We start from the raw sequence: 12,727 nt of genomic DNA on the forward strand, positions 1-12,727 counted from the left end.
AGGTAATTCGGTTAAGAATCCTTCGCAAGAGGATTCTTAACCTTTTTGTGTATATATTTAAAATTAAGTTCTTCAAATTCATTGACAGATGTCTTCAAATACTGTAAATCAAAGAGTTAATTTTGCTTCGACTAAGAATCCGCTTGAATATCCGGATTTCCTGGAAGTACAATTGAAGTCATTCCAAGACTTTCTACAACTAGACACCCCGCCCGAAAAGCGTAAGAATGAGGGATTGTATAAAGTATTTGCTGAAAACTTCCCTATTGCCGATACAAGAAACAATTTTGTTCTTGAGTTTTTGGACTATTATATTGATCCGCCGCGTTATACCATTGATGATTGTATAGAGCGTGGGCTTACTTATAGTGTCCCTTTGAAAGCGAAACTCAAGCTTTACTGTACTGATCCTGACCATGAGGATTTTGATACGGTGATTCAGGATGTATTTCTTGGCCCGATTCCCTATATGACTGAAAAGGCGACTTTTGTCATCAATGGTGCCGAACGTGTAGTTGTGTCCCAGCTTCATCGTTCTCCGGGTGTATTCTTCGGTCAGAGTGTTCATGCTAACGGTACGAAATTATACTCGGCACGTATTATTCCATTCAAGGGTTCATGGATTGAGTTTGCTACCGACATCAATAATGTGATGTACGCATACATCGACCGAAAGAAAAAACTGCCTGTAACAACGCTGTTGAGAGCGATTGGCTTTGAAAATGATAAAGATATTCTTGAGATTTTTAACCTGGCAGAAGATGTAAAGGTAAACAAGACAAATCTTAAGAGAATCGTGGGTCGTAAGCTGGCTGCCCGTGTTTTGAAAACCTGGATTGAAGATTTTGTTGATGAAGATACTGGTGAAGTAGTTTCTATCGAGCGTAATGAAGTTATTATCGACCGTGAAACTGTCATTGAGGAAGAACATATCAATGAAATTATTGAATCGGGCGTTCAGAACATCCTGATCCATAAGGATGAGCCGAATCAGTCTGATTACTCCATTATATATAATACTTTGCAGAAGGACCCGAGTAACTCGGAAAAAGAAGCGGTGCTTTATATTTATCGTCAGTTGCGTAATGCAGATCCTGCCGATGATGCAAGTGCACGTGAGGTAATAAACAACCTGTTCTTCTCGGAAAAGAGATATGACCTTGGTGATGTAGGCCGTTATAGAATCAACAAAAAGTTGAATCTGACGACTGACATGGATGTACGTGTTCTTACCAAGGAAGATATTATTGAAATCATTAAATATCTGATTGAGTTGATTAACTCAAAAGCAGATGTGGATGATATTGACCACTTGAGTAATCGTCGTGTACGTACAGTAGGTGAACAGCTGTCTAATCAGTTTGCTGTTGGTCTGGCTCGTATGTCACGTACTATTCGTGAACGTATGAATGTTCGTGATAACGAAGTGTTTACTCCGATTGACTTGATCAATGCGAAGACAATTTCTTCTGTTATTAATTCATTCTTCGGAACCAATGCTTTGTCACAGTTTATGGATCAGACAAACCCGCTGGCTGAGATTACTCACAAGCGTCGTATGTCTGCACTGGGTCCTGGTGGTCTTTCCCGTGAACGTGCCGGATTTGAGGTTCGTGACGTTCATTACACACATTATGGTCGTCTTTGCCCGATTGAAACACCGGAAGGTCCGAATATCGGTTTGATTTCGTCATTGTGTGTATTTGCAAAAATTAATGACCTTGGATTCATTGAAACTCCATATCGTAAAGTAGAGAATGCTAAGGTAGATCTTTCTGATAACGGTTTGATTTATCTGACTGCAGAAGAAGAAGAAGGTAAGGTCATTGCACAGGGTAATGCTCCGTTGAATGATGATGGAACATTTATTCGTAACAAAGTAAAATCTCGTCAGGATGCTGATTTCCCAGTTGTGGAACCTGCTGAAGTAGAGTTGATGGATGTTTCTCCTCAGCAGATTGCTTCTATTGCAGCTTCTTTGATTCCGTTCTTGGAACATGATGATGCTAACCGCGCATTGATGGGATCTAACATGATGCGCCAGGCAGTTCCTTTATTGAGAAGTGAAGCTCCTATTGTAGGTACTGGTATCGAACGTCAGTTGGTTAGAGATTCACGTACGCAGATTACTGCAGAAGGTGATGGCGTAATTGATTATGTTGATGCTACTACCATTCGTATTTTGTATGATCGTACCGAAGACGAAGAATTTGTAAGTTTTGAATCGGCTCTGAAAGAATATAGAATTCCTAAATTCCGTAAGACCAACCAAAATATGACAATTGACCTTCGTCCGATCTGTAATAGAGGTGATCGGGTAACGAAGGGGCAAATCCTGACAGAAGGTTATTCTACTGAAAATGGTGAATTGGCATTGGGTAAGAATTTGCTCGTTGCATATATGCCATGGAAGGGATATAACTATGAGGATGCTATCGTATTGAACGAACGTGTTGTTCGTGAAGACTTGCTCACTTCTGTACATGTTGAAGAATACTCATTAGAGGTTCGCGAAACAAAACGCGGAATGGAGGAACTTACTTCCGATATTCCTAATGTAAGTGAAGAGGCCACTAAAGATCTTGATGAGAACGGTATTGTGCGTATTGGTGCACGTATTCAGCCGGGGGATATCATGATTGGTAAAATCACTCCGAAGGGTGAGTCTGATCCTTCTCCTGAAGAGAAATTGCTTCGTGCTATCTTTGGTGATAAAGCTGGTGATGTGAAAGATGCTTCTTTGAAAGCTTCTCCTTCATTGAAGGGTGTGGTTATTGATAAGAAACTCTTCTCACGTGTAATAAAGAACCGCAGTTCTAAGTTGGCTGATAAAGCCTTGCTTCCGAAGATAGATGATGAGTTTGAAGGAAAAGCTTCAGACTTGAAACGTATTCTTGTGAAGAAGCTAATGACATTGACTGAAGGTAAGGTTTCACTGGGAGTAAAGGATTATTTGGGAGCTGAAGTAATTGCGAAGGGTTCCAAATTTAATGTGTCAGATTTTGACTCACTTGACTTTACTTCTATTCAGTTAAGTAATTGGACGAATGATGAACATATTAATAGTATGATTCGTGATTTGGTGATGAACTATATCAAGAAGTATAAAGAGCTTGATGCTGAATTGAAACGTAAGAAGTTTGCTATCACTATTGGTGACGAACTCCCTGCAGGTATTATTCAGATGGCAAAAGTATATATTGCTAAAAAACGCAAGATTGGTGTCGGTGATAAAATGGCAGGTCGTCATGGTAACAAGGGTATTGTTTCCCGTGTTGTACGTCAGGAAGATATGCCATTCCTGGAAGATGGTACTCCGGTTGACATTGTCTTGAATCCGTTGGGTGTGCCTTCGCGTATGAATATCGGACAGATTTTTGAAGCTGTTCTTGGTCGTGCAGGAAAGACACTTGGCGTTAAGTTTGCTACTCCTATTTTCGATGGTGCTACCATGGAGGACTTGGATCAGTGGACAGATAAAGCAGGATTGCCGCGTTATTGCAAGACTTATCTTTGCGACGGTGGTACAGGTGAGAAATTTGACCAGGCAGCAACTGTAGGTGTAACTTATATGCTTAAACTTGGTCACATGGTTGAAGATAAGATGCATGCTCGTTCTATCGGTCCGTACTCACTTATTACTCAGCAGCCACTTGGTGGTAAAGCTCAGTTTGGTGGTCAGCGTTTCGGAGAAATGGAGGTTTGGGCACTCGAAGGTTTCGGTGCTGCACACATTCTCCAGGAAATATTGACAATTAAATCAGATGATGTTGTGGGACGTTCTAAAGCTTACGAAGCAATCGTTAAGGGGGAACCTATGCCGCAACCTGGTATCCCGGAATCTTTAAATGTGTTGTTACACGAGTTGAGAGGCTTGGGACTAAGCATTAATCTGGAATAATTATTTAGTTGAAAGTTGATAATTGAAAGTTGAAAGTTTTATTACTCTCTGCTTTCAATTATCAAACTTCAACTTTCGACTTTTAACTTTCAATTTTCAACTAATATAAGAGTATGGCTTTTAGAAAAGAAAATAAGACGAAGAGCAATTTCTCGAAAATCTCTATTGGTTTGGCTTCTCCGGAAGAAATCCTAGAGAATTCGAGTGGTGAAGTATTAAAGCCTGAAACCATTAATTACCGTACTTACAAACCAGAACGTGACGGTTTGTTCTGTGAGCGTATCTTTGGTCCTATTAAGGATTATGAATGCCATTGCGGTAAGTATAAACGTATCCGTTATAAAGGTATCGTCTGCGACCGTTGCGGTGTAGAAGTTACTGAAAAGAAAGTACGTCGTGAACGTATGGGACATATTCAGCTTGTAGTGCCGGTGGCTCACATCTGGTATTTCCGCTCACTTCCTAATAAGATCGGTTATTTGTTGGGCTTGCCTACCAAGAAACTGGATTCTATCATTTATTACGAGCGTTACGTTGTGATTCAGCCGGGTGTTAAAGCTGAGGATGGCGTAGCTGAATATGATTTGCTTTCAGAAGAAGAATATTTGGATATTCTGGATACGCTTCCGAAAGAAAATCAGTATCTCGAAGATACAGATCCGAATAAGTTCATTGCTAAGATGGGGGCAGAGGCTATTTATGATCTTCTGGCACGTCTTGATTTGGATGCATTGTCATATGAGCTGCGTCACCGCGCTGGAAATGATGCTTCACAGCAACGCAAAAATGAGGCTCTGAAACGTTTACAGGTGGTGGAGTCGTTCCGTGCATCTCGTGGACGTAATAAGCCGGAATGGATGATCGTACGTATTGTACCGGTTATTCCTCCTGAACTTCGCCCGCTGGTGCCGTTGGATGGTGGTCGTTTTGCTACATCGGATTTGAATGACCTTTACCGTCGTGTGATTATCCGTAACAATCGTTTGAAACGTTTGATTGAAATCAAGGCTCCGGAAGTTATTTTGCGTAATGAAAAACGTATGCTTCAGGAATCGGTTGACTCATTGTTTGATAACTCGCGCAAATCAAGTGCTGTTAAGACGGACGCTAATCGTCCGCTGAAGTCATTATCAGATAGTTTGAAGGGTAAACAAGGACGTTTCCGTCAGAATTTGCTTGGTAAGCGTGTTGACTATTCAGCTCGTTCGGTTATCGTTGTAGGTCCTGAGTTGAAAATGGGTGAATGCGGTATTCCTAAATTGATGGCTGCCGAACTTTATAAACCATTTATCATTCGTAAGTTGATTGAACGCGGTATTGTAAAAACTGTGAAGTCGGCAAAGAAGATTGTAGACCGTAAAGAACCAGTAATTTGGGATATTCTTGAGCATGTAATGAAAGGACATCCTGTGTTACTGAACCGTGCTCCGACTCTTCACCGCTTGGGTATTCAGGCTTTTCAACCGAAGATGATCGAAGGTAAAGCTATTCAGTTGCATCCACTTGCTTGTACAGCGTTCAATGCCGACTTTGATGGCGACCAGATGGCTGTTCACTTGCCTTTGAGTAATGAAGCTATTCTTGAAGCACAAATGTTGATGCTTCAGTCACATAATATTTTGAATCCGGCTAATGGCGCTCCTATTACAGTACCTGCACAGGATATGGTGCTTGGCTTGTATTATATAACCAAGTTGCGTACGGGTGCTAAAGGAGAAGGTTTAACTTTCTACGGTCCGGAAGAAGCATTGATCGCTTACAATGAAGGTAAGGTTGATATTCATGCTCCGGTGAAAGTTATCGTGAAGGATGTTGACGAAAACGGTAATATTATAGATGTAATGCGTGAGACTTCGGTTGGACGTGTTATTGTTAACGAGATTGTTCCGCCTGAAGCTGGTTATATTAATACCATTATCTCTAAAAAATCACTTCGTGACATCATTAGTGATGTAATTAAGGTATGCGGTGTAGCGAAAGCTGCTGATTTCCTTGATGGAATTAAAAATCTTGGTTACCAGATGGCCTTTAAGGGTGGCTTGTCATTTAACTTGGGTGATATTATTATCCCCAAGGAGAAAGAAGTATTGGTTCAAAAGGGTTATGACGAAGTAGAACAGGTGATCAATAACTATAATATGGGTTTCATCACCAATAATGAACGTTATAATCAGGTGATCGATATCTGGACACATGTAAACTCTGAGTTGTCTAATATCTTGATGAAAACTATTTCTTCAGATGATCAAGGCTTTAACTCTGTATATATGATGCTTGATTCTGGTGCGCGTGGTTCTAAGGAACAGATCCGTCAGTTGTCAGGTATGCGTGGTTTGATGGCTAAACCGCAGAAGGCTGGTGCAGAAGGTGGACAGATTATTGAAAATCCGATCTTATCGAACTTTAAAGAAGGACTTTCGGTGTTGGAGTACTTTATCTCTACCCATGGTGCTCGTAAAGGTTTGGCCGATACTGCACTAAAGACTGCCGATGCAGGATATCTGACTCGCCGTCTGGTGGACGTTTCGCATGATGTGATTATTAATGAGGAGGACTGTGGTACACTTCGCGGATTGGTTTGTACAGACTTGAAGAATAACGATGAAGTTATTGCAACTCTATATGAACGTATTCTTGGTCGTGTATCTGTACATGATATTATTCATCCTACAACAGGTGAATTGCTTGTTTCAGGTGGAGAAGAAATAACAGAAGACATCGCTAAGAAGATTCAGGAATCTCCGATTGAGAGCGTTGAAATCCGTTCAGTATTGACTTGTGAATCAAAGAAGGGTGTATGTGCTAAGTGTTATGGACGTAATCTTGCTACGAGCCGTATGGTTCAGAAAGGTGAGGCTGTCGGTGTAATCGCTGCCCAATCAATTGGTGAACCGGGTACACAGTTGACTTTGCGTACGTTCCACGCCGGTGGTACTGCTGCTAATATTGCAGCTAATGCAAGTATTGTGGCTAAGAATGCAGCTCGTCTGGAATTTGAAGAGCTCCGTACCGTAGACGTTGTTGATGAAACTGGTGAAGCAGCGAAGGTTGTAGTAGGTCGTTTGGCTGAAGTACGTTTCGTAGATGTAAATACGAATATAGTTCTGTCTACTCACAATGTACCTTATGGCTCTACATTGTATGTAGCTGATGGCGAAGTGGTTGAGAAGGGTAAACTTATTGCTAAGTGGGATCCGTTCAACGCTGTTATTATTACTGAGGCTACTGGTAAGATTGAATTTGAGAGTGTTGTTGAGAACGTTACTTATAAGGTTGAATCGGATGAAGCAACCGGACTTCGTGAAATTATCATCATAGAGTCTAAAGATAAGACTAAGGTGCCTTCAGCTCATATTCTTACTGAAGATGGTGATTTGATTCGTACTTACAACTTGCCTGTGGGTGGACACGTTATCATTGAGAATGGTCAGAAGGTGAAAGCTGGTGAGGTTATTGTGAAGATACCGCGTGCAGTAGGTAAAGCTGGTGATATCACTGGTGGTCTTCCACGTGTTACCGAACTGTTCGAAGCACGTAACCCGTCAAATCCGGCTGTTGTATCGGAAATTGATGGTGAGGTTACTATGGGTAAAATTAAACGTGGTAATCGTGAAATTGTAGTTACCTCTAAAACCGGTGAGGTTAAGAAGTACCTTGTTAACTTATCTAAGCAGATTCTGGTACAGGAGAATGACTATGTTCGTGCTGGTACTCCGTTGTCAGACGGTGCCATTACACCAGCTGATATTTTGGCTATTAAAGGTCCGACAGCGGTGCAAGAGTATATCGTGAATGAGGTTCAGGACGTATACCGTTTGCAGGGTGTGAAAATTAACGATAAGCATTTTGAAATTATTGTTCGTCAAATGATGCGTAAAGTTGAAATTGACGAACCCGGAGATACTCGTTTCCTTGAACAACAGGTCGTTGATAAACTTGAGTTTATGGAAGAGAATGATCGTATCTGGGGTAAGAAAGTAGTTGTAGATGCAGGTGATTCTCAGACAATGCAGCCAGGACAGATTGTAACTGCGCGTAAGTTGCGTGATGAAAACAGTATGTTGAAGCGCCGTGACTTGAAACCGGTGGAAGTGCGTGATGCTATTGCTGCTACCTCTACTCAGATTCTTCAAGGTATTACACGTGCCGCTTTGCAAACTTCCAGCTTTATGTCAGCTGCATCCTTCCAGGAAACAACAAAAGTATTGAACGAAGCTGCTATCAACGGTAAGATTGATAAGCTTGAAGGTATGAAGGAAAATGTGATCTGTGGTCACTTAATTCCTGCTGGTACAGGTCAACGTGAGTTTGATAAAGTTATTGTTGGTTCAAAGGAAGAGTATGATCGTATCTTAGCTAATAAGAAAACGGTACTTGATTATAATGAAGTAGAATAATACAATTCAATTGACTATAGTAAGAAGGAGTAATTGCCATGATGGTAATTGCTCCTTTTTTGTGTTTTGGCTTTGATTATTTCAGTGCGATTTGTTTTTGGGTACTTTGGTCTTTTCGGGTAGTGATTATGGTTTGATCTGGATTCTTTCAAGACTCTCTTTAATTTGTTATAGATAAATCTTTAATCTGGAAATAACTGCATAAAATCTTTGCTTCCTATTCGGATTGTTGTAAATTTGTAAAGAGAAATAAAGCCTTTTAAGGGGATAAATATCCATCTTCTGGAATGAAAGCCCCTTTTTAGTCTTATGAAAGGGAATGTGAAATTATTTCCGCTGGTGAATTTGGAATATACGTTTAATTTATAACATTTAGAAATATGGAAGAACAGAATCCTAACAATCAATTACAGATTGAACTAAAAGAAGATGTTGCGCAGGGAATTTATGCTAACCTGGCTATCATCACTCATTCGAGTTCAGAATTCATACTCGATTTCATACGGGTTATGCCGGGAGTACCTAAAGCAGGTGTTCAGTCACGGATTATTTTAGCACCTGAACATGCTAAACGTTTGCTTCGTGCATTGGAAGAAAATATTGCAAAATATGAACGTGTGTTTGGACCAGTGCAATTGGCCGATGAACAATCTTTACCTCCAATGGCTGTAAAAGGTGAAGCTTGAGTATAATATAAAGGGTTAAAAATGAAAAAAAAGAGGTAGTGCATTGATTATTCAAATATTATTCGTATTTTTGCAGCCCAAAATGTATAGTTACGAAATTAATATAACAATAATATAAATTAAAAACAATTTGAAATGCCTACAATTCAGCAATTAGTAAGAAAAGGACGCGAAGTGCTGGTGGAGAAAAGTAAATCTCCGGCCCTCGATTCATGTCCTCAAAGACGTGGCGTTTGCGTGAGAGTGTATACAACCACTCCGAAAAAACCTAACTCTGCAATGCGTAAAGTTGCCCGTGTACGTTTGACTAACCAAAAAGAGGTTAACTCATACATTCCGGGAGAAGGACACAATTTGCAAGAGCACTCAATCGTATTGGTACGCGGCGGACGTGTGAAAGACCTTCCGGGTGTGCGCTATCACATCGTTCGTGGAACTCTTGATACGGCAGGTGTAGCTGGACGTACTCAAAGACGTTCTAAGTATGGTGCTAAACGCCCGAAACCAGGACAAGCCGCTGCTCCTGTAAAAGGAAAGAAAAAATAACCGATCTAAGATCAACTATTTAAAGTAATAACTTTCGTTTTAGTTTGTTGGAATAAGCTATAAAGGTTGAGTAAATTTTCCGGTGGGAGAATTGAAGACGTCAAGAATAGACAGCCAAAAACAAAAAACATTATTTTTCAAACAAATGAGAAAAGCTAAACCAAAAAAACGCGTTATCCTTCCGGATCCCGTGTTCAATGACCAAAAGGTTTCAAAATTCGTAAATCACTTGATGTATGATGGCAAAAAGAATACATCTTACGAAATTTTCTACGCTGCTTTAGAAACAGTTAAAACAAAACTTCCTAACGAGGAAAAATCTGCTCTTGAAATTTGGAAAAAAGCGTTGGATAACGTGACTCCACAAGTGGAAGTTAAGTCTCGCCGTGTAGGTGGTGCTACTTTCCAGGTTCCTACAGAAATCCGTCCGGATCGTAAAGAGTCTATCTCGATGAAGAATCTGATTCTTTTTGCTCGTAAAAGAGGTGGTAAATCAATGGCTGATAAATTGGCTGCCGAAATCATGGATGCATTCAATGAGCAAGGTGGTGCTTACAAACGTAAAGAAGATATGCACAGAATGGCGGAAGCTAACCGTGCGTTCGCTCATTTCAGATTCTAATGCACTCTTGTGTTAAGGATGTCAAATGAGATTTAAAACTAAAAAGTAAAGGAAGAAGAAAATGGCTAAGAATGATTTACATTTAACTCGTAATATCGGTATCATGGCTCACATCGATGCCGGAAAAACTACTACTTCTGAACGTATCCTGTTTTATACCGGATTGACTCACAAAATTGGTGAGGTACATGATGGTGCTGCTACAATGGACTGGATGGCTCAGGAGCAGGAACGTGGTATCACTATTACATCTGCTGCTACAACTACAAGATGGAAATATGCTGGTAATACGTATAAAATCAACTTGATTGATACTCCGGGACACGTTGACTTTACTGCTGAAGTAGAGCGTTCATTGCGTGTGCTTGATGGTGCTGTAGCTGCTTACTGTGCAGTAGGTGGTGTGGAGCCTCAGTCGGAAACTGTATGGCGTCAGGCTGATAAGTATAATGTACCGCGTATTGCGTACGTGAATAAAATGGACCGTTCTGGTGCTAACTTCTTTGATGTGGTGAGCCAGATGAAATCTGTTTTGGGAGCTAATCCGTGCCCGGTTGTTATTCCTATCGGTGCAGAAGAGTCTTTCAAAGGATTGGTAGATCTTATTAAGATGAAAGCTATCTATTGGCACGATGAGACAATGGGGGCTGATTATACGGTAGAAGAAATACCGGCTAACCTTGTGGATGAAGCTCAGGAGTGGAGAGATAAGATGTTGGAAAAGGTAGCAGAATTTGATGATGCTTTGATGGAGAAATATTTCGATGATCCTTCTACTATTACAGAAGAAGAAATATTGAGAGCTCTTCGCAATGCAACTGTTCAGATGGCTGTTGTTCCAATGCTTTGTGGTTCTTCATTTAAGAATAAAGGTGTACAGACATTGTTGGATTATGTTTGTGCTTTCTTGCCCTCTCCTCTGGATGCAGAGAATGTAATTGGTACAAATCCTGATACTGGTGCTGAAGAGGATCGTAAGCCAAGCGAAGATGAAAAAACTTCAGCTTTGGCGTTTAAGATTGCAACAGACCCGTATGTAGGTCGTTTAACTTTCTTCCGTGTGTATTCAGGTAAGATTGAGGCAGGTTCTTATATCTACAATTCTCGTTCTGGTAAGAAAGAGCGTGTTTCTCGTTTGTTTCAGATGCATTCTAACAAACAGAATCCGGTGGAAGTAGTTGGTGCTGGTGATATTGGTGCTGGTGTCGGTTTTAAAGATATCCACACTGGTGATACATTATGTGACGAAACAGCTCCTATTGTACTTGAGTCTATGGATTTCCCGGAACCTGTAATTGGTATTGCTGTTGAGCCTAAGACTCAGAAAGACATGGATAAACTGTCTAATGGGTTGGCTAAGTTGGCTGAAGAGGATCCTACGTTTACAGTGAAAACTGACGAGCAGACAGGACAGACGGTTATTTCTGGTATGGGTGAACTTCACTTGGATATTATTATTGACCGTTTGAAACGTGAGTTTAAGGTAGAATGTAATCAGGGTAAGCCTCAAGTGAACTACAAAGAGGCAATTACTAAGACGGTTAACTTGCGTGAAGTTTACAAGAAACAGTCTGGTGGTCGTGGTAAGTTTGCAGATATCATTGTTAACATCGGTCCGGTAGATGAAAGTTTTGTAGAAGGTGGTTTGCAGTTTGTTGACGAAGTTAAGGGAGGTAATATTCCTAAGGAATTTATTCCTTCAGTACAGAAAGGTTTTGCTACTGCAATGAAGAATGGTGTATTGGCAGGTTATCCGCTTGATTCACTGAAGGTAACTTTGGTTGATGGTTCGTTCCACCCGGTTGACTCAGACCAGTTGTCTTTTGAAATCTGTGCTATTCAGGCATATAAAAATGCATGTGCTAAAGCAGGTCCTGTTTTGATGGAACCTATAATGAAGTTGGAGGTTGTAACTCCAGAAGAAAATATGGGTGATGTTATTGGTGACTTGAATAAGCGCCGTGGTCAAGTTGAAGGTATGGAGTCAAGCCGTTCAGGTGCTCGCATCGTTAAGGCGATGGTTCCGTTGGCAGAGATGTTTGGTTACGTAACAGCGTTGCGTACTATTACTTCTGGTCGTGCAACCTCGTCAATGGTATACTCTCATCACTCTCAGGTTTCTAACTCTATTGCTAAGGCAGTATTGGAAGAAGTGAAAGGACGTGCTGATCTACTCTAATAAAATATCTGAAGCAGCAGGCTAGCGAATGACTCTTAGCCTGCCGCTTTATCTTATTTATATATTTATTAATTACAAAAAAAACAATGAGTCAGAAAATTAGAATTAAACTAAAATCTTATGACCACAACTTGGTTGACAAATCAGCTGAGAAGATCGTGAGAACAGTGAAGGCTACAGGTGCTATTGTTAGCGGTCCTATCCCCCTTCCTACGCACAAGCGTATTTTTACTGTGAACCGTTCGACTTTCGTTAATAAGAAGTCTCGCGAACAGTTCGAACTCTCTTCTTACAAGAGATTGATCGATATCTATAGCTCAACAGCTAAGACTGTAGATGCTCTGATGAAGTTAGAGTTACCGAGTGGTGTAGAAGTAGAAATTAAAGTTTGATAAT

7 protein-coding genes are annotated in these 12,727 nt (G+C 40.6%); all 7 read left to right on the forward strand.

Going from position 1 to position 12,727, the window contains the following annotated elements:
- Positions 1-88: 88 nt before the first annotated feature.
- On the forward strand, positions 89-3,901 hold the full coding sequence (gene rpoB, locus HCG69_RS17660; RefSeq protein WP_221651128.1) for a DNA-directed RNA polymerase subunit beta: 3,813 nt from the start codon (positions 89-91) through the stop codon (positions 3,899-3,901).
- 113 nt (positions 3,902-4,014) lie between these two features.
- Positions 4,015-8,298 (forward strand): DNA-directed RNA polymerase subunit beta', encoded by a 4,284-nt coding sequence (gene rpoC, locus HCG69_RS17665; RefSeq protein ID WP_221651129.1) that lies wholly within the window; start codon positions 4,015-4,017, stop codon positions 8,296-8,298.
- 380 nt (positions 8,299-8,678) lie between these two features.
- Positions 8,679-8,984 (forward strand): DUF3467 domain-containing protein, encoded by a 306-nt coding sequence (locus HCG69_RS17670; protein WP_221651130.1) that lies wholly within the window; start codon positions 8,679-8,681, stop codon positions 8,982-8,984.
- 135 nt (positions 8,985-9,119) lie between these two features.
- Positions 9,120-9,530 carry a 30S ribosomal protein S12 gene (gene rpsL / locus HCG69_RS17675; protein ID WP_042366837.1) on the forward strand — a complete coding sequence of 137 codons (411 nt, stop codon included), beginning with the start codon at positions 9,120-9,122 and terminating at the stop codon, positions 9,528-9,530.
- Positions 9,531-9,675: 145 nt separating this feature from the next.
- Positions 9,676-10,152 carry a 30S ribosomal protein S7 gene (rpsG, locus tag HCG69_RS17680; RefSeq protein ID WP_221651131.1) on the forward strand — a complete coding sequence of 159 codons (477 nt, stop codon included), beginning with the start codon at positions 9,676-9,678 and terminating at the stop codon, positions 10,150-10,152.
- Positions 10,153-10,213: 61 nt separating this feature from the next.
- Positions 10,214-12,331 carry an elongation factor G gene (fusA, locus tag HCG69_RS17685; protein WP_221651132.1) on the forward strand — a complete coding sequence of 706 codons (2,118 nt, stop codon included), beginning with the start codon at positions 10,214-10,216 and terminating at the stop codon, positions 12,329-12,331.
- A gap of 86 nt (positions 12,332-12,417) precedes the next feature.
- The gene (gene rpsJ / locus HCG69_RS17690) at positions 12,418-12,723 is read left to right on the forward strand and encodes a 30S ribosomal protein S10 (protein ID WP_002558075.1); all 306 of its coding nucleotides are present in this window, start codon (positions 12,418-12,420) and stop codon (positions 12,721-12,723) included.
- The last annotated feature ends 4 nt before the right edge of the window (positions 12,724-12,727 follow it).

Source organism: Bacteroides sp. K03 (genome assembly GCF_019734355.1).
Taxonomy (GTDB): domain Bacteria; phylum Bacteroidota; class Bacteroidia; order Bacteroidales; family Bacteroidaceae; genus Bacteroides; species Bacteroides nordii.

Excerpts from the sequence above, each read along its gene's own strand:
- rpoC (WP_221651129.1), top strand. The coding sequence starts at position 4,015 with ATGGCTTTTAGAAAAGAAAATAAGACGAAGAGCAATTTCTCGAAAATC.
- fusA (WP_221651132.1), top strand. The coding sequence starts at position 10,214 with ATGGCTAAGAATGATTTACATTTAACTCGTAATATCGGTATCATGGCT.
- rpsJ (WP_002558075.1), top strand. The coding sequence starts at position 12,418 with ATGAGTCAGAAAATTAGAATTAAACTAAAATCTTATGACCACAACTTG.
- HCG69_RS17670 (WP_221651130.1), top strand. The coding sequence starts at position 8,679 with ATGGAAGAACAGAATCCTAACAATCAATTACAGATTGAACTAAAAGAA.
- rpsL (WP_042366837.1), top strand. The coding sequence starts at position 9,120 with ATGCCTACAATTCAGCAATTAGTAAGAAAAGGACGCGAAGTGCTGGTG.
- rpoB (WP_221651128.1), top strand. The coding sequence starts at position 89 with ATGTCTTCAAATACTGTAAATCAAAGAGTTAATTTTGCTTCGACTAAG.
- rpsG (WP_221651131.1), top strand. The coding sequence starts at position 9,676 with ATGAGAAAAGCTAAACCAAAAAAACGCGTTATCCTTCCGGATCCCGTG.